Below are 23,258 nucleotides of genomic sequence, written 5' to 3' on the forward strand. Positions count from 1 at the left end.
TCGGCGCCCTGACTTCTTTGCACCAGGGCGGGAAAATTGAGCTCCACAACCGTATCGGCAGGCACCACGCCGCAGTGCGCGCAGCTTGCGCAGGCCATCGTTCAAAACGTAGAGAAGGTGCTGGAGGGCAAGCGCCCCCAGATCGAGCTGGCCTTGGCCGCGATCATGGCCGGCGGGCATCTTCTGATCGAAGACGTGCCGGGGCTGGGCAAGACGATGCTGGCGCGCGCACTGGCGGTGTCGGTGGGGCTGTCGTTCAAGCGCATCCAGTTCACGGCGGATTTGATGCCGTCCGACATCGTGGGTGGACCGGTCTACAACCCCAAGGATGGCAGCTTCATGCTGCGCCCCGGCCCGGTGTTCGCCAACATCGTTCTGGCCGATGAAATCAACCGTGCCAATCCCCGCGCCCAATCGGCGCTGCTGGAGTGCATGGAGGAAGGGCAGATCACCCTGGACGGGCAGACCCTGCCGCTGCCTGCGCCCTTCGCCGTTCTGGCCACGCAGAACCCCATCGACATGGCGGGCACCTACCCGCTGCCGGAGGCCCAGCTCGACCGGTTTCTGATCCGCCTGTCGCTGGGCTATCCCGACAGCGACACCGAGGCCGGGCTCATCACCAGCCAGCAGTTTTCCCACCCCATCCAACGCCTGCAGCCGGTCTGCGGCACCGGGCAGTTCGAGCAACTGGTGGCGGGTGCGCGCAACGTGTCGATCACGCCGGAGGTGGCCCAGTTCATCACCGCGATCGTGTCGGGCACCCGCAGGCATCCGGCGATCCGGTTCGGCGCCAGCCCGCGGGGCACGCTGGGCCTGGCACGCATGGCGCGGGCGCTCAGTTGCATCCGGGGGCGTTCCTATGTGGACCCGGCCGTCGTTCGCGAAGCGGCAGTGCCTGTGCTGGCCCACCGCATCATCGTGCAGACACAGGGCGCGCAGCCCAAGCCGGCGGCCGACCTGATCCAGGACATCCTGCTGTCGCAGCGCACGCCGGTGTAGGGCGCAGGGCATGGAGCGCTGGCTTTCCAGGTCGCGGGTGTTGCTCGCGCTGTGCGGGGTGCTGTTGGTCGCAGCACTCAATCGCCGCGACCCCATGGTCTACGGCATGTTCCTTTTTCTCGCGACCGTGACCGTGCTGGGGTTCGTGGTGCCTTGGCTTTCATTGCGCACCACCACCGTGCGGCTGCAGACCGCTGCCGGCACCGAGGTGATCGAAGGCACCGCATGCGATCTGAGCATCGTGGTGGAGCGGCGTGCCCGTTGGCCCGCCTTTTTGGTCGAGATCGAAACCGAGTGGGAGTGGGCTTCGCAACGCGTGGTGCTGCGCCAGACCTTGCCGATCGTACGGGCGCGTAAAAGCGCACCTGCATCAGGAACGGCGCTGGCCGGCGTGGTGCGCTTTCCGTGCCGCGGACATTACCGGCTGGTGGCGGTGCGCCTGTCCAGCGGCTTTCCTCTGGGATTGGTTCACGCACGCCACAGCATGCAGTGCCCGGACATCGCCCTGCATGTGCTGCCGCGTGCGCAACCGGTGTACTGGCCGCTGCCATGGAGCGTGGCGGCCGACCCGCGTGGCGAGTTGACCTTGCGGCAAAGGGGGGCGTCGTTCGAATTGGGCGCAATGCGCGCATACCAGCACGGGGATGCCGTGGGCCGCGTGAACTGGCGCGCGTCGGCCCGCGCTGGCGAACTGGTGATCCAGCACTTTCAGCAAACCGGTGCCATCCGCTTGCGCGTGGTGGTGCATGCCCCTTCGCTGCCGGCCTTGGGGAATGCGGACAGCGCGGGCGAGCAGGCCATTCGCCTGGCGGTTGGCGTGTGCGACGCGGCTGCGGCCCACGGTGCGCAGTTGTTCCTTTATGGGAGTGCCGACTTGTCGCCGGTGCAGGATGCTGCGTTGGCACGCCGTGCGCTGGCCGCAGCCTTGCCTGCCGGCGAAGACGGTTTGCGCTGGGCCAGCGCCCGCGCGGCGACCGACGCCGCTGCCGGGGAGCAGGTGGCGTTGGTGATCCCCTGCGATCTGCCGGTGATGGCGTTGCAGTCGGCGCTGGCCGAATGGAGCGGCCTGGATTGCGCCGTGGTGGTCTGCATCGCCCTCGGACGCGCCGGCACGACCGCGCAAACCACCGCGGCCGCGCAACTGCGTCGGACCGCCGCCAGCGCAGGGTGTGCCACTTTCATGGAGGTCGCAACGTGACGCCCGGTGACACCCCATGGGCCCTGCCCATCGCCGCCCGGAGACCTTCCGCACCGGCACCTTCGCCCGCGCTTCAGAGCCGTGGCGTGATCGTGTTCGTGGGATTGAGCTATCTTTTCATCGCGTTTGCGTTTTCGTACCTGGACCGCAGATTCAGGGGATTCGGCTTCGAAAGCCTGCTGTGGCTGGTGTGGGCCTTGCTTGGCTTCGGTGCGGGCGCGATCCATCTGAAGCGGCCCGAAGGCGCAGGCAGAACCCAGTGGCGTGTGCTGGGCTTGCTCGGGTTCGTCCTTGCGCTGTTTCCTGGCGTGGCGCTGTACGCCTTTCCCCGCTGGGTGTGCGTGGCCCTGCTCATCGTCATGGGAGCCCGCGCTGCCACGATGCGAACCCGGCGCGATTTCTACCTCACCCTCACGGTCGTCTTCGCCGTGAGCTTCATGGTGGCGACGCACTACAACGCCGACTGGAGCCTCTGGTTCTATCTGGGGCCGGCCTGGCTGTTCGGGGCCCTCGCGCTCGCATGGCTGCACGCGGAGGGCGTGGCCATTTCGCGCGCCACCAAACTGTCGATGGCGATCGGCTTCGTGGGGCTGTCGTTCCTGCTGGCGTCGATGCTCTTTCTGTTCGCGCCCCGGCCACCCGTGCTGGGTTTCGGCTTTTTGCCGCCCGGCGCCGACGTGCCCGGCCTGTTCGATAAACCGGCGGGCGACGCGGGAGGGGCGGCTGGCCAAAGCAGCCGGCCGGATGGCGGCGGTGCGGGGCCGGCACAGGGCGGTTCCGAGGGGGGCGCCACGCCACAGCCAGGAGGTTTGGCACAGCAGTGGGGCCGCATGCTGGACCACATGCGCGAGGCGGCGCGCGACCGTTCCGTGCCGCAGTGGCAGCGCAGTGTCATCCAGGGGGCGGTCGGTGTCGCCCAGGGGTGGTTGGATCGACTGGCCAGCACCCATGGCACGACACGGCCGGCGGGCGGTGCCGGGACCGGGGCGGGCGAGGGCGCAGGCACGCTGGAATCCCCAGCGACCACTGGCGCGGCCCGACGGCTCAGTCTCCTCGACCTGTTGCTCTGGGTGGCGCTTTTTCTGGTCGCCGTGCTGCTGTTCCGCTACCGTTATCGGATTGGGCTTGCGGCGGCACTGAGCGTGTCCTGGCTCCTGGCCCGGCCGTTTCCCGCGCAATCGATGCAGCTGTCTGCCCGGGCCATGACCTGGTGCCTGCGGGTTCGTGGCCATCCACCCCTGCCGGGCCAATCGGTGCGCGAGCACTGGTCGTCCTTCGAGGGTGCTGCGCCCCTGGCCGGTCAATGGCTGGGCTATGCCTTGGAGTGCTATTGCGCCACGCGCTTCGGTGGCGTTCCGGCCACCCGCCAGCGCGCGCTGCACATGCGGCAGGCGGTGCAGGGCACCTGCGACCTTCTGATGGGTGCGATGCCCGAGCTGGGACGTTGATGCCGGTCGCTCAACCGGGGTGGGCGTCGATCAGGTCGGAACCGGCCGGGGGGGCGTGCCATCCCCGTCAAACATACAAGGAAGCAACCGAATGAGTGAAAAGACCGTGCCCCAGTGGCTCAAGGGAGTGGTGCTGATTTTTCTGGTGCTGCTGGCGCTGATGGTGTTCACCAATCGCGACCGAATGGACGTGTACGGCCGCTATTTCCGCGAGACCTCGCCGTCCGTGACGCTGCGCCTGGCCGAGCTGTCGTCCACCATGGACGAAGCCGCGCTCAAGCAGCACTTCGCCGGCGTGCCTCTGCGCTGTGTGGGCCAAGCCCCGGGCGCGGACAGCCTGGGCGATCGCGTTTGCTACGCGACCGTCAGCCAGGCGGACGGCCACGGCGCCCTGACCTTGGCCAATTTCTTTCGGGAGGGCCACTTGGTGCGAACCATGGTGCACGTGCCCTGGTGGGTGCATGGCACCTGGATCGACCGTTTCAATGCGGCCTACGGCACGCCCTACCACGCAGGCAAGGTCTCCGACTGGGGCGGCCCGGTGCTGCGCTGGAACATGCCCAATGGCTATGTGGACTTCAACCGGGACCGCAGTTTCAATCCGCTGGAATGGAACGTCATCCTGTGGACGGGGCGCTGAGGCGCGTGCGAACGGGTGCATGTCCCGTGAGGGCCGCCCTGGTTTATCGCACTGGCGGCGTCGACTGAATGAACGCCTCCACATCGTCCACCACCGGCGCGACCCAGCGCAGCGGCCACGCGAATGCGCCGACGAGCGTGGTGTGGCTGGCCCGGGGATACGACTTCAGCGTGACCTGCACGCCAGCGGCCTGCAGCTTCTGCGCCATCTGCTGGGTGCTGCGCTCCGGGCTCACGAGCCGGTCGTTGACCGGGGCCGCCAGGAAGGTGCGCGGCGCACCGGGGTGTGCGAACTCGATGGGCTGGGCCTTGGGCGGGTAGTTCGGGTGAAAAAACACCGGCTGCGCTTGCGGGTTGTCGGTGGGAAAGAAGTCGTACGGCCCCGCCAGGCCGATCCAGCCGGCAAGATCGTTCGGCGTGTGGCCTGTGGGCTGCAGCCAGCGCGGGTCCAGCGCCAGCATCGCGGCGTTGTAGCCACCGGCGCTGTGGCCCATGGCGAACACCCGTTTCGGGTCGCCGCCCCACTGCGCCGCATGGTCCAGGCCATAGGCCACGGCCAATGCGCTGTCGTGTAGGAATTCGGGGTAGCGCACCTCGGGATAGAGGCGGTAGTCGGCCACCATCGTCAGCACGCCGCGTGCCGCGAGCGCTTCGCCCAGGAACAGGTAGTCGCCGCGCTCGCCGCTGTTCCAGGAGCCGCCGTAGAAGAACACCGCGACCGGCCAGCCGGCCGCTGGCGCAGTCGTTTTCGGCCGGTAGATGTCCAGTTGCTGGCGCGGCAGCGTGCCGTAGGCCACGCCGGCCTGGAGGGTATGGCTGTCCTTGGCCGTGAGTGCATTGAGCGTGCCGACGCCGGAGCAACCGGTCAGCCACGCGGCCAAGGCCAGGATGCCGGTGACTTGCCATGCCGCGCGGGCCCATGAACGGTGAGGGTGTTTCAATCGCGCCTCCAAGTGGGTGGTCCGGCGATCGGGCCGGGACACAGGCGACAGGCCGGTGCCGGGCGGATTATGGTTGGCGCGCCAGCGCCGTGGCCGTCAGAGATGACGCCGCCATGGAGCGGGTGTCACTGCCGAAATCGCGATGCTTCCGAACCGGCCTTGCCCGCGGATGTCAGGCGGCGGCCGGGAGCGCTGGTACCCGCTGCGCACGGTAGCTGGCCGTGCCGGACGCCCAGGCCACCAGACGGTCGATGTTGGGGTGCTTGCCGGGGTGGGCGTGTGCATCGGCCGTGTGCTCTGCGTACCACTCCAGGCCCAGGCTGGCCGCTGCGGGCGTGATGGTGCCGCCGTACAAGGTGGACAACGCGTTGTAGACGGCCAGAGAGCCCGCTTGTCCGGGCTTGTTTTCCAGCGTGGCGATGACCTGTCCGTCCGGGTCCAGCAGGTGCAGGGCGGAGAGGTCGGCAACGGATGGGAGTTGTTGAAGGCGCGCGGAAAAGTTCATTCTCGAAATCGGGAGTGCGATGCGTCCCTGGCGCTGGATGGCCAAGGACTGCCATCGTTGGATAACGGGACCGGCCCGCGACGGCGATGGCCGCCGTTGTCCGGGCCGGCTGTTGCGTTGGCTTACTTGCCCCAGGAGTCCTTCAGGCCCACGGCCAGATTGAACACCGGCTTGCCCGCCGCATGGTCCTTGCTGTCCGCCACGAAGTACCCGTGCCGCTCGAACTGGAACTGGTCGCCCGGTCGGGCGTTGGCCAGCGAGGGCTCCACGATGGCCGTCACAACCTTCAGGCTGTCCGGGTTCAGCAGCGTGAGGAAGTCTTTCCCGCCGGCATCGGGCTGCGCATCGGTGAAGAGCCGGTCGTACATGCGCACCTCCGCCTTCACGCCATCGGCCACGCCCACCCAGGTGATGGCGGCCTTCACCTTCACGGTGTCGGCGCCGGGGGTGCCGCTCTTGGTGTCGGGCACCACGGTGGCCAGCACTTCGGTGATCCGGCCATCGGCGTCCTTGTTGCAGCCCGTGCATTCGATCACGTAGCCGCCCTTGAGGCGCACCTTGTTGCCGGGGAACAGCCGCTTGTATCCCTTGGGGGGCACTTCCTCGAAGTCTTCGTGCTCGATCCACACCGCCTTGCCGATCGTGAAATGGCGCAGGGGCGATTCGGTGCCCTCGGGCGGGTGGGGCAGGGCGGGCAGGCTGCAGGGCTCCAGGTGGCCGGCACCCATGACCTCGTCCCAGTTGGTCAGCACCAGCTTGACGGGGTTGAGCACCGCCATGCCGCGGTGGGCCTTGGCTTCCAGGTCTTCGCGCAGGCAGCCTTCCAGCGTGCTGTAGTCGATCCAGCTGTAGTCCTTGGTCACGCCGATGCGTTCGCAGAACAGGCGGATCGATTCGGGCGTGTAGCCGCGGCGGCGCAGGCCGACGATGGTGGGCATGCGGGGATCGTCCCAACCGGTCACGATGCCGTTGTCCACCAGGTGCTTGAGCTTGCGCTTGCTGGTGACCACGTAGGTGAGGTTCAGGCGCGCGAACTCGTACTGGCGCGACTGCGGCGCGGCGATGAGGCCGCCTTCCACCAGGCGGTCCATGAGCCAGTCGTAGAAGGGGCGCTGGTCTTCGAATTCCAGCGTGCAGATGCTGTGGGTGATGTGCTCCAGCGCGTCCTCGATGGGGTGCGCGAAGGTGTACATGGGGTAGATGCACCACTGGTTGCCGGTGTTGTGGTGCTCGGCGTGCTTGATGCGGTAGATGGCCGGGTCGCGCAGGTTGATGTTGGGCGAGGCCATGTCGATCTTCGCGCGCAGCACGGCGGCGCCGTCGGGCAGCTTGCCCTCGCGCATTTCGCGAAATCGCGCGAGGTTCTCGGCAACGGTGCGGCTGCGGAAAGGGCTGTCCACGCCGGGTTTGCCGAAGTCGCCGCGGTTGGCGCGCATCTCGTCGGGGGTCTGCTCGTCCACGTAGGCTTTGCCGTTTTCGATCAGGTACTCAGCCGCGCGGTACATGAAGTCGAAATAGTTGCTGGCGTAGTACAGGTGGTCGGCGCCATCACCGCTGGCCTTCCAGTCGAAGCCGAGCCAATGCACGGCGTCAATGATGGCGTCCACGTACTCCTGGTCTTCCTTCTCCGGGTTGGTGTCGTCGAAGCGCAGGTGGCACACGCCGCCGTAGTCGGCGGCCAAGCCGAAATTCAGGCAGATGCTCTTGGCATGGCCGACGTGCAGGTAGCCGTTGGGTTCGGGGGGGAAACGCGTGCGGATCTTCGCCGGGTCGGGCTGCCCGCCGGCATGGTGCGCCGCATCGCCGGGCGTGCCGCCCCAGCGCGCCTGGGCATGCGTGCCCTTGGCGAGATCGCTCTCGATGATCTGGCGAAGAAAATTGCTGGGCTTGGCCGCGGCGTTGGAGGAGGGGTCGAGGGGGGCTGGGGAACTCATGGCGGCATTCTAGGCGGCGGTGCCGGGGGCGTTACCGGGTGAAACACAGCGCGCTACGTCCAGAAACAACATTGCAGGGGGTTTGTGCCATCCTTTCGGACATGTGATGCGTTGAGCATCCACGGGAGTTCCGCGATGGCGGGGCTCCCATCCAAAGGAGATTTCCATGACGAACAGCCGCTCTCTCTCAGCCATGGCCGCCACCGCCGGCGTGGCGCTCGCCCTCCTGGCGGGCACCGGTGCCGCCCAGGCACGCGATATTTCCTGGTCTGTGGGCATCGGGGCGCCCGGCGTGGCGGTCGGTGTCGGGGGCGGTGGTTACCCCGTCGTGGTGGCCCCGCCAGCCTATTACCCACCGCCCCGTCCCGTTTATTACGGCCCGCCCCCGGTGGTCTATGCACCCCCTCCCGTCTACTACCCGCCGCCACGGCCGGTGTACTACGCGCCCCCGCCTCCGGTGGTGGTCGCCCCCTACGGGTACTACGGCGGCGGCCGCCACTGGCACGGACGGGACCGGGGCTACTACTACGGTCGCTGAAACCCATCGCTGTCCCCCTGGCTGCCCATGCAGCCCCAACGGCCCCCTCGGGGCCGTTTTCTTTGGGAGCGCCACGCATAATTCGCCCTGTTCGCGTTCGCCGACTGGCGGCGACGCCTTGCCTGGAGTGCTGGCCCTGTGAAAACCGTCTTTGTCCTGAACGGACCCAATCTGAACCTGCTCGGCACGCGCGAGCCCTCGGTGTACGGCGTGCATACGCTGGCCGACGTGGAGCGGCTGTGCGCCCAGGCGTGCGAGCGCCATGGGTTTGCACTGCAGTTCCGCCAGAGCAACCACGAGGGCGACCTGGTGGACTGGATCCATGAGGCCGGCCGCCTCCACGGCGCGGGCGAGCTGGCCGGCGTGGTGCTGAATGCCGCCGCCTACACCCACACCAGCGTGGCACTGCTGGATGCCGTCAAGGGCACGGGCGTGCCGCTGGTGGAGTTGCACATCAGCAACGTGCATGCCCGCGAAGCCTTCCGCCACCATTCCTATCTGTCCGGCGTGGCGCGCGCGGTGATGTGCGGGTTCGGCGTGCAGGGCTATCCGCTGGCCATCGACGGCCTGGCGGGATGGTGACGGCGCCCTCCGCCCCAGCGACCCACCCCGGACCTGCCGGGGCCGCGGCGCCCGATGGCACCCCGCCCGAAGTGCGGCGCCTGCAGGCGCTGGCCACGCGGCACACCACGCCTTGCGGCGACGGCGATCTGGTGTGGCACGCCTGGGGCCCGGCCGTGCCCGGGCAGCCGCCGCTGGTGCTGCTGCACGGCGGCAGCGGCAGCTGGACCCACTGGGTGCGTAACATCGAAGACCTGGTCGCGGCGGGCCACCAGGTCTGGGTGCCGGATCTGCCCGGCTTCGGGGAGTCCGCTCTGCCCCCGGCCGGCGCCGATGCCGACGCGCTGGTCGAGCCGCTGTGCGAGGGCATGCGCGCGCTGTGGGGGCCGCAGCCCTGCGATCTGGTGGGGTTCTCGTTCGGCGGCATGGTGGCAGGCCTGCTGCTGGCAGACCACCCCGAACTGGCCCGGCAATTGGTCATCGTGGGCGCGCCGGCCATGGGCGTGGTGCCGCACCGCCAGTTCGAACTGAAAGGCTGGCGGCACCTGCCCCCGGACCAGCAGCCGCAGGTGCACCGCCACAATCTGGCCGTGCTGATGCTGCAGGACCCGGCGCTCATCGAAGGCCTGGCGCTGGGCCTGCACGTGGCCAACGTGGTGCGCGACCGCATGCCGCGCCGCCGGTTGGCGCACACCGACATCCTGGCGCGCTCGCTGCCCCGGGTGACCTGCCCGGTGCACGCCATCTATGGCCGCAACGATGCGCTCTACAAGCGCTGGATCGTGGAGCTTGAGGCGGCGTTCCGGGCCGTGGTGCCGGACTTCCGCGGCCTGGACTTCATCCCCGAGGCCGGCCACTGGGTGCAGTTCGAACAGCCCCGGCCCTTCATGGCCGCACTGCTGGCCGCGCTGGCGGATGGGGCACAGCCGGCTGCCGCACCCTTGGCGGCCGGCCGATGACCGCGCCGCCGGCGGCCTTCGTGCCCCAGGTGGACGAGCGTGAGGTGGAGATCACCGCCATGCGGGCGCAGGGCGCTGGCGGGCAGAACGTCAACAAGGTGTCGAGCGCGGTGCACCTGCGCTTCGACATCGCGGCGTCTTCGTTGCCCGACGGCGTGAAGGAGCGCCTGCTCGCTCTGCGCGACAGCCGGATCACGCAGGAGGGCGTGCTGGTCATCAAGGCGCAGCAGTACCGCAGCCAGGAAGCCAACCGCCTCGACGGACTGCAGCGCCTGCAGGCCCTGGTGGCCAGCGTGGCGCAGCCGCCGCGCACCCGCCGGGCCACGAAGCCGACCTACGGCTCCAAGCAGCGGCGCCTGGAATCCAAGAGCGTGCGCTCGGGCATCAAGGCGCTGCGCGGCCCGGTGCGCGACTGAAAAGGCGGTCAGCGCCACGGCGGGCGTTCGCTGGCCCGTGGCGGCACAGGCTGCGCCGATCGCCCAGGGGGTTGGAACCGCCGCCACCGACCCCATCTGTCTGCAACCGAGGAATCTTCATGTCCGATCTGGAACGGGCCCGCGCACCCACCGACAGCGGCAGGAATGCCGAACTCCCCGCGCTGTATCTCTCCCATGGCGCCCCGCTGTTCGCGGTGGATGCCGGCGAAACCGGCCCGGCCCTCACCCGCTGGGGCCAGGAGGTCCAGGTGCGCTTTCCGCACCTTCGCGGGGTGGTGGTCATGTCGCCGCACTGGATGCCGCGATCGCCGAAAGTGATGACCGGGCCGCAGCCCGCCACCTGGCACGACTTCGGCGGATTTCCGCCGGCCCTGTATGCCTTGCGCTACCCGGCCGCAGGCGCCCCGGCCCTGGCCGAAACGGTGCTGGCGCGCCTGCGTTCGGCCGGCATCGCGGCCGAAGGCGATGCCGAGCGGCCCTTCGACCATGGCGCCTGGGTGCCACTGATGCACCTGTTTCCCGACGCCCGGTTGCCCGTGGTGCAGGTGGCGCTGCCGTCCACCGCCGGGCCTGCCGAGGTCTACGCCATGGGCGCCGCCTTGCAGGGCCTGCGCAGCGAAGGCGTGCTGGTGGTGGGCTCCGGCAGCATGACGCACAACCTGGCGGAGTTCTTCGGCGGCGCCAACGAGCCCTTGCCCTATGTGACTGAATTCAGCCGCTGGATCGAAGACGCCATGCAGCGGCGCGACTGGCCCGCGCTGCTGGACTACCGGCGGCAGGCGCCACATGCCGAGCGCGCCCACCCCAGCGAAGACCATTTTCTGCCCTTGTTTTTCGCCCTGGGCGCCGCCGGCCCCGAGGCGCAGGCGCACTACCTGAGCCGGGAGGTCCGCTATGGTGCCCTGGCCATGGACGCCTTCGCCCTGCAGTCCGCGGCATGAACTCCCCGGGCCCCGATCCACTCCAACCCCGATTCGCAACCCTTCATCCCTGCCTTGAACGCCTTTTCAGGGCACCCATCGATGCTTGATCTGCCGCTTCCCTTCCTGAACCGCCCCGCCGCGGCCCACACCACCTCTCCCTGGCTGCTCGTTCTCATGCACGGCGTGGGCAGCAACGAGGGTGACCTGTTCGGCCTGGCCCCCTACGTTCCTCCGCATTTCCATGTCGTGAGCCTGCGCGCGCCGCATGCCATGGGGCCGGGCTCCCATGCGTGGTTCGAATTTTCCGTGCTGCCCAATGGCAGCCGTTCCATCCACGAGCCGCAGGAGGCGGCCAGCCGCTCGCTGGTGGCGCTCACGGTCGAGGCCGCTGCGCTGCAGTTGGGCGTGCCGCCCGAGCGGGTGGTGGTGGGCGGTTTCAGCCAGGGCGGCATCATGGCCTTGTCCCTGCTGTTCACCCGGCCGGAGCTGCTGCACGCCGCCATGGTGTGGCACAGCCGGCTGCTGCCCCAGGCGATGCCGTTCGCCGCCGCGGCCGAGAGCCTGCACGGCAAGCCGCTCTGGGTGAGCCATGGCGTGCAGGACAACGTGATTCCCCTGGCCCAGGCCCACGCCATCCGCGACCATGCCCGGGGGCTGTCGCTGGACCTGACCTACCGCGAATACCCAGGCGCGCACGAGATCCGGCAGGCCGAACTGACCGATGCCATGGGATGGCTGGGCGGCCTGCAGCACCCGCAGCCGCAGGCCTCGCGCTGAGCGGCTGACCGATGGGCCCCCGCGGGCCCACCGTTCCTTGCATGGACCCCGGCCGGCTTGCATCGGCCACCGCGCGGTGCACGACGCCCCCCATGCCAGCGGTGGCCGGACCCGTCACACGGCGTTACGGCCCGGTGGAGTCCATCGCTTCCAATCGATGGGCGGCCGCGGGGCGTCTTGTCTTTCTACTGCGGCTTTCCCGAAACCCAAGAAAAGGAGGCATTCATGCCTGAACGTGACACGGTGGAGTTGCGGCCCGCGCAGCAGGCTTCGCGCGCCTGGATTCCGTGGGTGCTGGTGGCTGGCGCACTGGGCGCCGGCGCGGCCTGGTGGTTCTGGGGGCGCACGGCGTCCGAGCCGGTGGCATTGCCGCCCGTGGCCAGCCAGTCCGCGTCCCCGGCCGCCGCGCCACCCGCATCCGCGGCCTCCGGCCCCCAGAACCCCATGGACACGGTGCAGCCGCCCGATACCAAACTCCCCACCCTGGCCGAATCGGACCGCCCCCTGACCGAGGCGGTCACGGGATGGGTCGGGGCGGACTCGGTCGCGTCGCTGCTGCGCATGGACGGCTTCGTGCAGCGCGCGGTCGCCACGGTGGACAACCTGTCGCGCCAGAGCGCGCCGTCCCGCCTGTGGCCCGTGCAGCCCATGCCGCAGCGGTTCCTGGTGGATGGCGAGGGCAGCGACACCGAGACGATCGCTGCCACCAATGCGGGCCGCTACCGCGCCTTCGTCATGCTGGCCGAAGCCATTCCGCAGGACCAGGCCGTTGCGCTGTACGCCCGGCTGTACCCGCTGTTCCAGCAGGCGTACGAAGAGCTGGGCTTTCCGCGCCGCTACTTCAACGACCGGCTGGTGGCCACGCTGGACAACCTGCTGCAGGCGCCCGAGCCCACCGGCCCGGTGCAGGTGCAGCTCACCAAGGTGACCGGCGAGGTGCCCTCCACGCGCCCTTGGGTGCGCTACGAGTTCGCCGACCCGAAGCTGCAGGCCTTGTCCAGCGGCCAGAAGATCCTCGTGCGCATGGGCGTGGAGAACGAGCGGCGGATGAAAACCGTGCTGGCCGAGCTGCGCCGCCGGGTCGCGACGGGCGAGATGGCGCGCAAACCCTGAGCGCCACGGGCGCGCCGACCCTGCTGCGGCGGGCGCGCGCCGCGCCTCGCCGTCCGGTGAACGCGGCCCCTCCTGCGGTTTCACTTCTGCGGTTTCATTTCTGATCTTTCACTTCGAGGAGCTTCCCACCATGTTCGTTGCCATGAACCGTTTCCGCATCGCCCCCGGCCGTGAGGAAGAGTTCGTCGAGATTTGGCGCCAGCGCGACAGCCATCTGGCGCAGGTGCCGGGCTTCCAGTCCTTCCACCTGCTGCGGGGCGACACGACGCCCGAGCACACGCTGTTCGCCTCGCACACCGTCTGGGCGTCGCGCGCGGATTTCGAGGCGTGGACCCGCTCCGACGCCTTCCGGGCCGCGCACGCGGGCGCGGGGCAAAAGCGCGATCTGTACCTGGGGCCGCCGCAGCTGGAACTGTTCGAATCCGCGCTGTGAGCGCCCGCGCCGGTCAGGCGGTTGATTGCTATATAAGTAGCAGCAATGAGGGCAATGAAATCTAGGGCGTGAAAGGGTTTTGACTCACAATCCCCGGCGGTAGAAGGCGTCCAGCGTGGGCATCAGGTCCGGGAACTCGGCGGCGAACGTCGCCCGGTCCACGAAGTACGCCTCGCACGCCACGGCGAAGAATTCGGCCGGGGCCGTCGCGCCGTAGGCATCCAGCCAGGGCCATTCGCCGCCAAAGCGCTCGGCGATGATCACGCGCTCCCGGAAGGCGTCATAGGCGGGCTGCCACGCCGCGCGCCAGGCCTGCCGCGCCGCCTGCGGGCCGGGGGTGCCCAGAAAGCCCGGCGGCAGGGGAGGGTAGCCGTCGGCATTGCCGTTGCGCATGTCCAGCTTGTGCACGAACTCGTGGATGACCACGCTCATGCCCCGGTCCTGGCCGCTGCCCGCGCTGTCCACGGCCGGCCAGCTCAGCATGACGGGGCCCCGGTGCATGGCCTCGCCCAGCAGCACCTCGGTGTAGTCGTGCACCACGCCGGCCTCGTCGGTGGACTGCCGGCGCGCCACGGCCTCGCCGGGGTGGACCACGATGCCCACGAAATCGTCGTACCAGTCGAGTGCCTGAGCGGGCGTGCCCCAGTGCAGCACGGGCAGGCACGCCTGGGCCGCGATGGCGACCGCCATGGCATCGGTGACCTGCAGGCCGTGCGCGCCGGTGAATTCCTTGCGCTGCAGAAAGAGGGCGCTGAGCGCCCTCAGCTTGGCCTGGTCCTGCAGCGGCAGGGCGGACAGGAACGGGTAGCGCTGCAGGGTCTGCAGCCAGAGCGGGGCGGAGATCTCCGGCACGGGGGCGACGGTCGCGCGCACGCGGTGCCAGAGTTTGTTCCAGAGAGCAGGCATGAAAGAGGGGGAGGGCCTGCTCGCGCACTCCCTGGCGGGAAAAGAGATGCCGCCTACATGGGGACGGCGGCGAGCCGTTCCAAGCCCCGGCCGGGCGACAGGCGCAGCACCTCGGCGCGCGGCGGGCGAGCGGCCGCGTCCCAGTCGCTCAGCACCACGCGCTGCAGGCCCGGCCCCACGGCGTGGACGGCGGGGCGGTGCGTGTGGCCGTGGATCAGCGTGCTGGCGCCAGCGGCCTGCAGCCACTGCTGCGTGGCCGGGCCGTCCAGATCGGCGTAGGCGGCATCGCCGGACTGCTTGCGCGCCTCGCTCTGCTCGCGGATGCCGCGCGCCTGCGCGCGCCGCACGGCCAGCGGCTGGGACAGGAACCGCTGCTGCCACTCCGTGCTGCGGGCCTGCGCACGAAAGCGCTGGTAGTCCACGTCGTCCAGGCAGAGCAGGTCGCCGTGGCTGAGCACGGTGCGTTCGCCGCCGAACTGCAGCACCGTCGGGTCGTGCAGCCCCGTCAGGCCACAGTGGGCCAGAAAGCGCTGCCCGACCAGGAAGTCGCGGTTGCCGTGCATGAAGAACACCGGCCGCTGGCGGGCTGCCTCGCGCAGCAGGGCGCCGCATTCGGCCTCGAAGGCGCCCTCGGCATCGTCGATGCAGTCGTCGCCCACCCACACTTCGAACAGGTCGCCCAGGATGAACACCGCGCTCGCGTCGGTGGTCCGCAGGTAGCGTCGCCAGGCGTCGAACGTGGCGGGCTCGCTGGCCTGCAGATGCAGGTCGGAAATGAATTCGACCGTGCGCCAGTCCGAAGGAGCGGCAAGCTCCTCGAACCGGGGCACGGTCGTGGACACGGGGCGGGCGGGGATGGGTGCGCCGCGGTCGCCGCGATTACAGGGCGACGGCCTTCTCGATGATCACGTCGTCCTTGGGCACGTCGTCATGGAAGCCCTTGCGGCCGGTTTTCACGCCCTTGATGGCATCGACCACTTCGGTGCCCTTGACCACCTTGCCGAACACGGCATAGCCCCAGCCCTGGGCGGACGGCGCGGTGTGGTTCAGGAAGCCGTTGTCGGCCACGTTGATGAAGAACTGGGCGGTGGCCGAGTGCGGATCGCTCGTGCGGGCCATGGCCACGGTGTAGTTGGCGTTCTTCAGGCCGTTGTTGGCCTCGTTCTCGATCGGGGCTTCGGTGCCCTTTTGGTTCATGCCGGGCTCGAAGCCGCCGCCCTGCACCATGAAGCCGGGGATCACGCGGTGGAAGATCGTGTTGTCGTAGTGGCCCTTCTTCACGTAGGCCAGGAAGTTCTCGGTGGACTTCGGCGCCTTTTCGGCATCGAGTTCGAGGGTGATGACGCCGTGGCCGGCGATGTGCAGTTCGACTTGGGGATTGCTCATGGGATTCCTTGGAAAGCGTTGGGGGCCGGGAGGGCCGTGGTGAAGAGGGGCCGCGGGCTCTTACTTGACCACGGTGGCGGAGGTGATGACGACGGGCGTCGTGGGCACGTTCTGGTGCATGCCCTTGTTGCCCGTGGACACGGCCTTGATCTTGTCCACCACGTCGGTGCCCGAGACCACCTTGCCGAACACGGCGTAGCCGTTGCCTTCACCGGTAGCGTTGAGCATGGCGTTGTCCTTCACGTTGATGAAGAACTGCGAGGTGGCCGAGTCCGGGTTGCCGGTGCGGGCCATGGCGATGGTGTAGTTGTCGTTCTTGAGGCCGTTGTTGGCCTCCAGCGGAATCGGTGCCTTGGTGGGCTTTTGCTGCATGTCGGGCGTGAAGCCGCCGCCCTGGATCATGAAGCCGTTGATCACGCGGTGAAAGACGGTGCCGTCGTAGTGCTTGTCCTTCACGTAGGACAGGAAGTTGTCCACCGTCTTCGGGGCCTTGGCGGGGTCGAGCTGGACCACGATGTCGCCCAGCGACGTGGCGAGCTTCACCTTGGGGGCGGCCGCGTCCTGCGCCTGGGCGGGTGCTACGGAAACGATAGCTGCCAGCGCCATGCTGGCCAGCGCCAGGGTCGAATTTCTTCTGGAAATCATCCAATCACTCCTTCGAAAAATATCTGCCATTGGTTGCCCTTGCGGGTCCAGTACTGGCGCTTGACGGGGCCGGTGCGGGCCCCTTCGATGACCTCGCCGAACGTTACCACCATGGTGTCGGAGGCATCCGTCCAGCGCAGCAGGGTCTTGTCCTTGAGCTGGATCGGCCGCCCGCGCAGCGCGCGCGTTTCCGCGCCCAGCTGCTTGGAAAACTCCTGCAGCGGCATCTTGCCGTAGCTCTGGAACGTGGGGGCGTAAAACCCCATCAGGCGCTGCAGGTCGCCCTGCGACTTGGCGGTGCGCCAGGCATCCAGCACCGCATCGAACGCCTTGCGGTCGGCCTGCACGCTATGGGGCGGTACCCATTGCAGCTGCCGTGCGATCACCACCGGTGTGGAGCGTGGCTCCACCGTGCGCAGGATGCGCTCCAGGTCCGGGTTGGCCAGGGCTAGGCACCCGTCGGTGGCCAGCGGCGCGCGCGAGAACTGGTCCGGCGGCGTGCCGTGCAGCCAGATGCCGCTGCCCGTCTTGCCGCGGCTCTGGTCCAGCGGATTGGGGTAGTTGATGGGCAGGGCGCCGGCACCATAGAAGTCCTTGAGCGTGGCCGGGTCCAGGCGGCTCGTGATGAAGTACACGCCCAGCGGCGTGCGCTGGTCGCCCTCGATGAGCTTTTCGATGCCGAGCTTGCCCACCGAGGCGTAGTAGTCGGCCACGAGCTCCAGCCCGTTGGGCGTGTTCTCGAACAGATAGAGCCGCGAGCGCGACGCATCGACCGCGATCGCGTGCCGTGAACGCAGCGACAGCTCGATGAACTGGGCGGGAATGGTGCGCGCCTGGGGGCGCACCCGCAAGGCGTCCGTGCGCTGGCGCGACTCCGCGCGCAGCTCGGCCAGCACGTCGGCGGCTTCCTGGGGTGGCGGGGCATCGCCCTGGCCGGCCGGTACGTCGCCCATCTGCCGCAGGGGGCGCGTGCGGGCCGACAGCAGGTCGCCCAGCGCCAGTTGCGCGAGCTGGAAGTTGGGGTGGTCGCGCACCAGGCTCTCGGCCTTGGCCAGGGCTTCCCGGCCCTTGCCTTCGCCGGTGAGACGGTAGACCTCCATGAGGCGCTTTTCCGCCTGCCCATCGGCCAGCGGGGCGATGCGCACGGGCGCCGTGCGCGCGTTCTTGCCGACGCCGCGCAGCTTGTCGCCCTGGGCGTGCGCGGGCCAGGCTGCCGCCAGCAGCGACAGCGCCATGCCCGCCGCAATGCCGCGGCTCCAGGGGGAACGTCCCGCAGGCATGCGAGGCTTCAAGCGGGAACGAATGCGGCGCGGTGCGCCAGCAGAGGGCAAGGGAGCATCCCGAAGGCGATGGTGGAGCGCGTCAACGAAACGATCGCCATCAACCGCCGGTGGCCTCGCGCACGATGGTCCACTGGCCGCCGGTGTTCACCAGGTCCAGGGTCTTGCGGCTGTTCACGCTATAGCTGCCGGAGCTGTAGCCCTGGCGAAAGCGCGCCTGCGCCTTGTTGCCGTTCACGGAAATGCGCAGATCGTTCACGCTGACATTGATCTTGGCGCGGCCGACGATGCGGTCGCGGCGCTCTTTTTCCCAGGCGGCGTGGCTTTGCTTGCCGTTGGGCGTGTAGTTCTTGTCGTAGGCGCCCAGGTAGGCGTTCATGTCCTGGCTCTCCCAGGCCTTGGCCCAGGCGTGCACTGCAGCGGACACTTCCCGTTCCGCCGCGGCGGCGGCGCTGGAGGCGGTGTTGCCCGTCACTGCGGGAGCGGGGGCCGGAGCCGGGGTGGGCGCCGGTGCAGCGGCCACGGCCGGTGCGGCCGGGGTGGGTGCGGGGGCCGGCGCAGGGGTGGCAGGCGCCGGGGAGGCCGCCACGGGCGCGGGTGCCGGTGCAGGGCGGGGAGCCGCTGCTGCCACGGGTGCAGCCGCGGGCGCCTTGGCGGTGGAGGCCTTGGCCTCGGTCGAGAACAGGTCGCGGATCAGAGCCAGCTTGGGCTTGACCGAGCTTGCGTGCGTGGCATCGAGCTGCAGCGCCTTGTTGTAGGCCTGGCTGGCCAGCTTGGCGTAGATGTCGCCCAGGTTTTCATGCGCGGTGGCATAGCTGGGGTTGGTGCGGATGGCCATCTCGAGCGCGGTGCGCGCCTTGTCGAGCTGGTTCTGGTTGGCGTACAGCACGGCCAGGTTGTTGTAGGGCTCGGGCAGCTCGGGATAGTCTTCCGTGAGCTTCGTGAAGGTGGCCACCGCTTCGGTCTGCTTGCCCGAATCCGCCTGGGCCACGCCGCGCAGGAAGCGCAGTTGCGGGTCGCGGGGGTTGGCGGTGAGCCGCTGGTCGGCCTTGGCCAGGGCATCCGCCGGCTTGCCTGCCTTGAGCAACTGGGTGATCTCGGCATAGTCGTCCGCGTGGGCCAGCGGGGCACCCAACAAGGCCGACAGGGCAATCAGGCGCAGGAGATGGGCAAGGGTGCGTTGTGGATGCTTCATGGGCGGACGGGAATGGTTGGAGGTGTCAAGCCGTAACGGGGGCTTATACTGCGGCGGATTGTAGCTGAGGGGTTTGTCATGCCGGTACGCTGTTGCCGCTCCTGATTTTGCATGTGCGCACCGCCGCGCACGGCCCTTCCGGGAGGCTCCCGCCTCTTTGCGCAGCCCCTGCCAGGGCGCCGGCTGCACCATCCACCCCTTGACTGAATTTCCATGAGTTTGCGTATCTACAACACGCTGTCGCGTGCGCTGGAGCCTTTTTCTCCGCTGGAGCCCGGACATGTGCGCATGTATGTCTGCGGCATGACCATTTACGACCTGTGTCACATCGGCCACGCCCGCATGATGATGGCGTTCGACGTGGTGCAGCGCTGGCTCAAGAGCAGCGGCCTGCGCGTGACCTACGTGCGCAACATCACCGACATCGATGACAAAATCATCCGGCGCGCGGTGGAGCGCGGCATCACCATCCGCGAGCTGACCGACGAGATGATCGCCGCCATGCACCAGGACATCGGCGCTTTGGGCATCGAGCCGCCCTCCATCGAGCCGCGCGCCACCGAATACGTGCCGCAGATGCTCGCGCTGATCGGCGCTCTGGAAGACAAGGGCCTGGCCTACCGTGCCAGCGGCGGCGACGTGAACTACGCGGTGCGCAAGTTCGCGGGCTACGGCAAGCTGTCCGGCAAGTCGCTCGACGAATTGCGCGCGGGCGAGCGCGTGGCCGTGGCCGACGGCAAGGACGATCCGCTGGACTTCGTGCTGTGGAAGTCCGCCAAGCCCGAGGAGCCGCCCGAAGCCAAGTGGGACAGCCCCTTCGGCGCCGGCCGGCCGGGCTGGCACATCGAGTGCTCGGCCATGAGCTGCGCCACGCTGGGCGAGAGCTTCGACATCCATGGTGGCGGCGCCGACCTGCAGTTTCCGCACCACGAAAACGAGATCGCGCAGAGCGAAGGCGCCACCGGCAAGCCGCTGGCGCGCTTCTGGGTGCACAACGGCTTCGTGCGCGTGGACAACGAGAAGATGAGCAAGTCGCTCGGCAACTTCTTCACCATCCGCGACGTGCTGGCCAAGTACGACGCCGAGACCGTGCGCTTTTTCATCGTGCGCGCCCATTACCGCAGCGCCCTCAACTACAGCGACGCCCACCTGGACGACGCGCGCGCCGCACTCAAGCGCCTCTACACGGCATTGAGCCTGGTCGCGCCGGCGCCCACACCCTCGATCGACTGGGCCGATCCCTACGCGGCCCGGTTCAAGGCCGCCATGGACGAAGACTTCGGCACCCCCGAGGCCGTCGCTGTGCTGTTCGATCTGGCTGGCGAGGTCAACCGCACGCAGTCGCCGCAGACCGCCGGACTGCTGAAGGCGCTGGCCGGGTGCCTGGGCCTGCTGCAGGGCGATCCGCAAGCCTTCCTGAAGGCCGGCGCCACGCTGGACGAAGCCGCCATCCAGGCGCAGATCGCCGCGCGCGCCGCCGCCAAGGCCGCGAAGGACTTCGCCGAGGCCGACCGCATCCGCAAGGCGCTGCTGGAGCAGGGCATCGTCCTCAAGGACTCCGCCGCCGGCACGACCTGGGAGGCGGCGCAGTGAGCGGTTCCTGGATGAAGCGGCCTTTGGCGGCGGTGAAATTTCTGGTGCGGGCGGGATAAGCGGTGGCTGCGACGAAAAAGACAGCCCATGACGGGCCGCAACTGGTCGCGCCCGCGTACTGGGCCGAGGCCTGCAAGCACCTCGTCAAGAAAGACCGCGTGATGAAGCGGCTCATCCCGCAACTGGGTGATGTGGCCCTGCGCCAGCGCGGCGATGCGTTCACCACGCTCGCGCGCAGCATCGTCGGCCAGCAGGTGTCGGTGGCATCCGCGCAGAAGGTGTGGGACCGTTTCGCGGCCCTGCCACGAACCATGACGCCGGCCAGCGTGCTCAAGCTCAAGGTGGACGACATGCGCGGCGCGGGCCTGTCCGCGCGCAAGGTGGACTACCTGGTCGATCTGGCGCTGCACTTCGATACCGGCAAGCTGCACGTCAAGGACTGGGATGCGATGGACGACGAGGCCATCACGGAGGAGCTGATCGCCATCCGCGGCATCGGCCGCTGGACGGCGGACATGTTCCTCATCTTCCACCTGGCCCGCCCCAACGTCATGCCGCTGGACGATGCCACCCTGATCCAGGGCATCAGCCAGCATTATTTTTCGGGCGATCCCGTGAGCCGCAGCGATGCCCGCGAAGTGGCTGAGGCCTGGAAACCCTGGTGCAGCGTGGCGAGTTGGTATATTTGGCGGTCGCTCGCCCCGTTGCCGGTGGACTATTGACGCCCTCGCGGGAGGGCGCGGCAACCGATGCTGCGTCCGTGCCCGTGGTGCTGGCCTGAACAGGGCGAGGAGCCCAAGGAGAATTACGTTGGCGAAAAAAACCTTTCTGGATTTCGAGCAGCCGATTGCCGAGCTCGAAGGAAAAATCGAAGAACTGCGCTACGTGCAGACCGAAAGCGCGGTCGATATTTCGGAAGAGATCGACCAGCTGAGCAAGAAAAGCCATCAGCTCACCAAAGACATCTACAGCGATCTGTCGCCCTGGCAGATCACCAAGATCGCCCGCCATCCCGAGCGCCCCTACACGCTCGACTACGTGCGCGACATCTTCACCGACTTCGTCGAGTTGCACGGCGACCGCCACTTCGCCGATGACCTGTCCATCGTCGGGGGCCTGGCCCGCTTCAACGGGCATGCCTGCATGGTGCTGGGCCACCAGAAGGGCCGAGACACCAAGGAGCGCGCCGCGCGCAACTTCGGAATGAGCCGCCCCGAGGGCTACCGCAAGGCCCTGCGCCTCATGAAGACGGCCGAGAAATTCAAGCTGCCGGTGTTCACCTTCGTGGACACGCCCGGCGCCTATCCCGGCATCGATGCCGAAGAACGCGGCCAGTCCGAGGCCATCGGCCGCAACATCTTCGAGATGGCGCAGCTGGAAGTGCCCATCATCACCACCGTGATCGGCGAGGGGGGCTCCGGCGGCGCGCTGGCCATCAGCGTGGCCGACCAGGTCGTGATGCTGCAGTACTCCATCTACTCGGTGATCAGCCCCGAAGGCTGTGCCTCCATCCTCTGGAAGACCAGCGACAAGGCGCAGGACGCGGCCGATGCCATGGGCATCACGGCCCACCGCCTCAAGGCCCTGGGCCTCGTGGACAAGATCGTGAGCGAGCCCGTGGGCGGCGCCCACCGCGACCACAAGCAGATGGCCGCCTTCCTCAAGCGCGCCCTGGGCGATGCCTTCCGCCAACTGGCCGATCTCAAGCCCAAGGAACTGCTGGACCGCCGCTACGAGCGTTTGCAAAGCTACGGCCGCTTCACCGACACCAAGGCCGAGACGCGCTGAAGCACAGGGCTCCGGCACCACGCCCCATGCCATGAACGCAGCGGCCCTTCGGGGCCGTTTTGCATGGAAGTCGCTGCCATCACAGCCCTTTGAAACGTCCCTTTGGCATGACGCAATCCTTCGACGCCGCCATGGCGGCCTTCGCACCGGCCCTGCCGCTGGCCGTGGGGCTGAGCGGCGGGGCCGACTCCACCGCGCTGCTGCTGGCCTGCGCAGGGCGGTGGCCCGGCCAGGTGCATGCGTTCCATGTGCACCATGGGCTGCAGGCGGCGGCCGATGGCTTCGAGCGCCACTGCGCCGACCTGTGCCAGCGCCAGGGCGTGCCGCTCCAGGTGGCGCGCGTGAACGCACGCCCCGCGCCGGGCCAAAGCCCGGAAGACACCGCCCGCCGGATGAGGTACGAGGCTTTTGCGGGTCTGGCACAAGTAACACTAGGGCATGATGCTATAAAAACAATAGCATTGGCCCAGCATGCGGACGACCAGGCGGAGACCCTGCTGCTGGCGCTGTCTCGGGGCGCCGGCGTGCCGGGTCTGGCGTCCATGCCTGCGCACTGGCAGCGCGATGGCCTCGATTGGCATCGGCCCCTGCTGCGGGTGGCGGGTGCCGATGTTCGCACCTGGCTGGTGGCGCGGGGCGAGGCGTGGGTGGAAGACCCCACCAATGGCGACGAGCACTACACCCGCAACCGCATCCGCCACCGGCTGCTGCCGGCGCTCGATGCCGCATTTCCCCAGTTCCGCGACACCTTCGCCCGCAGCGCCGAGCATGCCGCGCAGGCCAGCGAACTGCTGCAAGAACTGGCCGAGGCCGATCTGGTCGCCGTGGGCGTGCCGCCGCGGCTGGCGGCCTTGCAGGCGCTGAGCCGGGCCCGGCAGGCCAACGTGCTGCGCCACTGGTTGCGCAGCGTGCACGGCACCACGCCGGCCGCGGCCCAACTGGTCGAGCTGCTGGACCAGATCGCCGCGTGCACCACGCGGGGGCACCGCATCCGCATCAAGGTCGGCCGCGGCTTCGCCGTGCGCGAAGCCCAGGTGCTCGGTTGGTACAATTCCTAGGT

The 23,258-nt window shown here is 68.6% G+C and carries 25 protein-coding genes; 16 read left to right on the forward strand and 9 right to left on the reverse strand.

Features of this window, described 5'->3' with window-relative positions:
- The first annotated feature begins 36 nt into the window (after window positions 1-36).
- From AVTE2539_RS06990 to AVTE2539_RS07005, 4 genes are all read left to right on the forward strand, one after another.
- Entirely contained in the window at window positions 37-999 is a 963-nt protein-coding gene (locus tag AVTE2539_RS06990) for an AAA family ATPase (RefSeq protein ID WP_284409166.1), read from the forward strand.
- Window positions 1,000-1,009: 10 nt separating this feature from the next.
- Window positions 1,010-2,197 carry a DUF58 domain-containing protein gene (locus tag AVTE2539_RS06995; protein ID WP_284409168.1) on the forward strand — a complete coding sequence of 396 codons (1,188 nt, stop codon included), beginning with the start codon at window positions 1,010-1,012 and terminating at the stop codon, window positions 2,195-2,197.
- Window positions 2,194-3,645 (forward strand): TgpA N-terminal domain-containing protein, encoded by a 1,452-nt coding sequence (locus tag AVTE2539_RS07000; RefSeq protein ID WP_284409170.1) that lies wholly within the window; start codon window positions 2,194-2,196, stop codon window positions 3,643-3,645. The genes AVTE2539_RS06995 and AVTE2539_RS07000 overlap by 4 nt, the downstream gene beginning before the upstream one ends.
- 91 nt (window positions 3,646-3,736) lie before the next feature.
- Window positions 3,737-4,285, forward strand: a complete 549-nt coding sequence (locus tag AVTE2539_RS07005; RefSeq protein ID WP_284409172.1) for a hypothetical protein — start codon at window positions 3,737-3,739, stop codon at window positions 4,283-4,285.
- A gap of 43 nt (window positions 4,286-4,328) precedes the next feature.
- Here the strand turns inward: AVTE2539_RS07005 and AVTE2539_RS07010 are convergent, their stop codons facing one another.
- The 3 genes from AVTE2539_RS07010 to AVTE2539_RS07020 form a co-directional block, all read right to left on the reverse strand.
- Entirely contained in the window at window positions 4,329-5,225 is an 897-nt protein-coding gene (locus AVTE2539_RS07010; protein ID WP_284409174.1) for an alpha/beta hydrolase, read from the reverse strand.
- 172 nt (window positions 5,226-5,397) lie between these two features.
- Window positions 5,398-5,730 (reverse strand): DUF2322 family protein, encoded by a 333-nt coding sequence (locus AVTE2539_RS07015; RefSeq protein ID WP_284409176.1) that lies wholly within the window; start codon window positions 5,728-5,730, stop codon window positions 5,398-5,400.
- A 122-nt stretch (window positions 5,731-5,852) separates the two neighbouring features.
- Window positions 5,853-7,664, reverse strand: a complete 1,812-nt coding sequence (locus AVTE2539_RS07020; RefSeq protein ID WP_284409179.1) for a glutamine--tRNA ligase/YqeY domain fusion protein — start codon at window positions 7,662-7,664, stop codon at window positions 5,853-5,855.
- 166 nt (window positions 7,665-7,830) lie between these two features.
- On the opposite strand from AVTE2539_RS07020, the gene AVTE2539_RS07025 reads away from it, so the two are divergent.
- From AVTE2539_RS07025 to hmuQ, 8 genes are all read left to right on the forward strand, one after another.
- The gene (locus AVTE2539_RS07025) at window positions 7,831-8,202 is read left to right on the forward strand and encodes a hypothetical protein (protein WP_284403508.1); all 372 of its coding nucleotides are present in this window, start codon (window positions 7,831-7,833) and stop codon (window positions 8,200-8,202) included.
- 138 nt (window positions 8,203-8,340) lie between these two features.
- On the forward strand, window positions 8,341-8,784 hold the full coding sequence (aroQ, locus tag AVTE2539_RS07030) for a type II 3-dehydroquinate dehydratase (RefSeq protein ID WP_272564006.1): 444 nt from the start codon (window positions 8,341-8,343) through the stop codon (window positions 8,782-8,784).
- Complete coding sequence (locus tag AVTE2539_RS07035) at window positions 8,778-9,722, forward strand: alpha/beta fold hydrolase (RefSeq protein ID WP_284409181.1); 945 nt, start codon at window positions 8,778-8,780, stop codon at window positions 9,720-9,722. Before aroQ ends, AVTE2539_RS07035 begins: the two co-directional genes overlap by 7 nt.
- Entirely contained in the window at window positions 9,719-10,138 is a 420-nt protein-coding gene (gene arfB / locus AVTE2539_RS07040) for an alternative ribosome rescue aminoacyl-tRNA hydrolase ArfB (RefSeq protein WP_272564004.1), read from the forward strand. Before AVTE2539_RS07035 ends, arfB begins: the two co-directional genes overlap by 4 nt.
- Window positions 10,139-10,257: 119 nt before the next feature.
- A complete protein-coding gene (locus AVTE2539_RS07045; protein ID WP_284409183.1) occupies window positions 10,258-11,100 on the forward strand; it encodes a DODA-type extradiol aromatic ring-opening family dioxygenase in 843 nt (280 codons plus the stop codon).
- Between the two features lie 81 nt (window positions 11,101-11,181).
- On the forward strand, window positions 11,182-11,859 hold the full coding sequence (locus AVTE2539_RS07050; protein ID WP_284409185.1) for an alpha/beta hydrolase: 678 nt from the start codon (window positions 11,182-11,184) through the stop codon (window positions 11,857-11,859).
- A 225-nt stretch (window positions 11,860-12,084) separates the two neighbouring features.
- Complete coding sequence (locus AVTE2539_RS07055) at window positions 12,085-12,972, forward strand: DUF3014 domain-containing protein (protein ID WP_284409187.1); 888 nt, start codon at window positions 12,085-12,087, stop codon at window positions 12,970-12,972.
- Window positions 12,973-13,102: 130 nt separating this feature from the next.
- Window positions 13,103-13,405, forward strand: a complete 303-nt coding sequence (gene hmuQ, locus AVTE2539_RS07060) for a heme-degrading protein HmuQ (RefSeq protein WP_272564000.1) — start codon at window positions 13,103-13,105, stop codon at window positions 13,403-13,405.
- Window positions 13,406-13,489: 84 nt separating this feature from the next.
- Here the strand turns inward: hmuQ and AVTE2539_RS07065 are convergent, their stop codons facing one another.
- The 6 genes from AVTE2539_RS07065 to AVTE2539_RS07090 form a co-directional block, all read right to left on the reverse strand.
- Window positions 13,490-14,311, reverse strand: coding sequence for a M90 family metallopeptidase (locus AVTE2539_RS07065; protein WP_284409189.1), 822 nt, complete (start codon window positions 14,309-14,311; stop codon window positions 13,490-13,492).
- A gap of 53 nt (window positions 14,312-14,364) precedes the next feature.
- Window positions 14,365-15,153 (reverse strand): UDP-2,3-diacylglucosamine diphosphatase, encoded by a 789-nt coding sequence (locus AVTE2539_RS07070; protein ID WP_284409191.1) that lies wholly within the window; start codon window positions 15,151-15,153, stop codon window positions 14,365-14,367.
- 37 nt (window positions 15,154-15,190) lie between these two features.
- Window positions 15,191-15,697, reverse strand: coding sequence for a peptidylprolyl isomerase (locus AVTE2539_RS07075; RefSeq protein WP_284402562.1), 507 nt, complete (start codon window positions 15,695-15,697; stop codon window positions 15,191-15,193).
- A 60-nt stretch (window positions 15,698-15,757) separates the two neighbouring features.
- The gene (locus AVTE2539_RS07080; protein ID WP_284409193.1) at window positions 15,758-16,342 is read right to left on the reverse strand and encodes a peptidylprolyl isomerase; all 585 of its coding nucleotides are present in this window, start codon (window positions 16,340-16,342) and stop codon (window positions 15,758-15,760) included.
- A complete protein-coding gene (locus AVTE2539_RS07085) occupies window positions 16,339-17,622 on the reverse strand; it encodes a L,D-transpeptidase family protein (protein ID WP_284402560.1) in 1,284 nt (427 codons plus the stop codon). Before AVTE2539_RS07085 ends, AVTE2539_RS07080 begins: the two co-directional genes overlap by 4 nt.
- 100 nt (window positions 17,623-17,722) lie before the next feature.
- Window positions 17,723-18,817, reverse strand: a complete 1,095-nt coding sequence (locus tag AVTE2539_RS07090; RefSeq protein WP_284402559.1) for a L,D-transpeptidase Cds6 family protein — start codon at window positions 18,815-18,817, stop codon at window positions 17,723-17,725.
- Window positions 18,818-19,030: 213 nt separating this feature from the next.
- Here AVTE2539_RS07090 and cysS point away from each other — a divergent pair, with 213 nt between their 5' ends.
- From cysS to tilS, 4 genes are all read left to right on the forward strand, one after another.
- Window positions 19,031-20,410: a cysteine--tRNA ligase gene (gene cysS, locus AVTE2539_RS07095; protein ID WP_284409195.1), complete on the forward strand. Its 1,380-nt coding sequence runs from the start codon at window positions 19,031-19,033 to the stop codon at window positions 20,408-20,410.
- Window positions 20,411-20,472: 62 nt separating this feature from the next.
- On the forward strand, window positions 20,473-21,132 hold the full coding sequence (locus tag AVTE2539_RS07100; RefSeq protein WP_284409197.1) for a DNA-3-methyladenine glycosylase family protein: 660 nt from the start codon (window positions 20,473-20,475) through the stop codon (window positions 21,130-21,132).
- 88 nt (window positions 21,133-21,220) lie between these two features.
- Complete coding sequence (locus AVTE2539_RS07105; RefSeq protein ID WP_272563991.1) at window positions 21,221-22,198, forward strand: acetyl-CoA carboxylase carboxyltransferase subunit alpha; 978 nt, start codon at window positions 21,221-21,223, stop codon at window positions 22,196-22,198.
- 107 nt (window positions 22,199-22,305) lie between these two features.
- Entirely contained in the window at window positions 22,306-23,256 is a 951-nt protein-coding gene (gene tilS, locus AVTE2539_RS07110; protein WP_284409221.1) for a tRNA lysidine(34) synthetase TilS, read from the forward strand.
- Window positions 23,257-23,258: the final 2 nt, after the last annotated feature.

It is taken from the genome of Acidovorax sp. SUPP2539, assembly GCF_030158975.1.
Lineage (GTDB): Bacteria > Pseudomonadota > Gammaproteobacteria > Burkholderiales > Burkholderiaceae_C > Paracidovorax.

Excerpts from the sequence above, each read along its gene's own strand:
- AVTE2539_RS06995 (WP_284409168.1), top strand. The coding sequence starts at position 1,010 with ATGGAGCGCTGGCTTTCCAGGTCGCGGGTGTTGCTCGCGCTGTGCGGG.
- AVTE2539_RS07005 (WP_284409172.1), top strand. The coding sequence starts at position 3,737 with ATGAGTGAAAAGACCGTGCCCCAGTGGCTCAAGGGAGTGGTGCTGATT.
- AVTE2539_RS07015 (WP_284409176.1), bottom strand. The coding sequence starts at position 5,730 with ATGAACTTTTCCGCGCGCCTTCAACAACTCCCATCCGTTGCCGACCTC.
- AVTE2539_RS07020 (WP_284409179.1), bottom strand. The coding sequence starts at position 7,664 with ATGAGTTCCCCAGCCCCCCTCGACCCCTCCTCCAACGCCGCGGCCAAG.
- AVTE2539_RS07025 (WP_284403508.1), top strand. The coding sequence starts at position 7,831 with ATGACGAACAGCCGCTCTCTCTCAGCCATGGCCGCCACCGCCGGCGTG.
- AVTE2539_RS07035 (WP_284409181.1), top strand. The coding sequence starts at position 8,778 with ATGGTGACGGCGCCCTCCGCCCCAGCGACCCACCCCGGACCTGCCGGG.
- arfB (WP_272564004.1), top strand. The coding sequence starts at position 9,719 with ATGACCGCGCCGCCGGCGGCCTTCGTGCCCCAGGTGGACGAGCGTGAG.
- AVTE2539_RS07045 (WP_284409183.1), top strand. The coding sequence starts at position 10,258 with ATGTCCGATCTGGAACGGGCCCGCGCACCCACCGACAGCGGCAGGAAT.
- AVTE2539_RS07050 (WP_284409185.1), top strand. The coding sequence starts at position 11,182 with ATGCTTGATCTGCCGCTTCCCTTCCTGAACCGCCCCGCCGCGGCCCAC.
- AVTE2539_RS07055 (WP_284409187.1), top strand. The coding sequence starts at position 12,085 with ATGCCTGAACGTGACACGGTGGAGTTGCGGCCCGCGCAGCAGGCTTCG.
- hmuQ (WP_272564000.1), top strand. The coding sequence starts at position 13,103 with ATGTTCGTTGCCATGAACCGTTTCCGCATCGCCCCCGGCCGTGAGGAA.
- AVTE2539_RS07065 (WP_284409189.1), bottom strand. The coding sequence starts at position 14,311 with ATGCCTGCTCTCTGGAACAAACTCTGGCACCGCGTGCGCGCGACCGTC.
- AVTE2539_RS07075 (WP_284402562.1), bottom strand. The coding sequence starts at position 15,697 with ATGAGCAATCCCCAAGTCGAACTGCACATCGCCGGCCACGGCGTCATC.
- AVTE2539_RS07080 (WP_284409193.1), bottom strand. The coding sequence starts at position 16,342 with ATGATTTCCAGAAGAAATTCGACCCTGGCGCTGGCCAGCATGGCGCTG.
- AVTE2539_RS07085 (WP_284402560.1), bottom strand. The coding sequence starts at position 17,622 with ATGCCTGCGGGACGTTCCCCCTGGAGCCGCGGCATTGCGGCGGGCATG.
- AVTE2539_RS07090 (WP_284402559.1), bottom strand. The coding sequence starts at position 18,817 with ATGAAGCATCCACAACGCACCCTTGCCCATCTCCTGCGCCTGATTGCC.
- cysS (WP_284409195.1), top strand. The coding sequence starts at position 19,031 with ATGAGTTTGCGTATCTACAACACGCTGTCGCGTGCGCTGGAGCCTTTT.
- tilS (WP_284409221.1), top strand. The coding sequence starts at position 22,306 with ATGACGCAATCCTTCGACGCCGCCATGGCGGCCTTCGCACCGGCCCTG.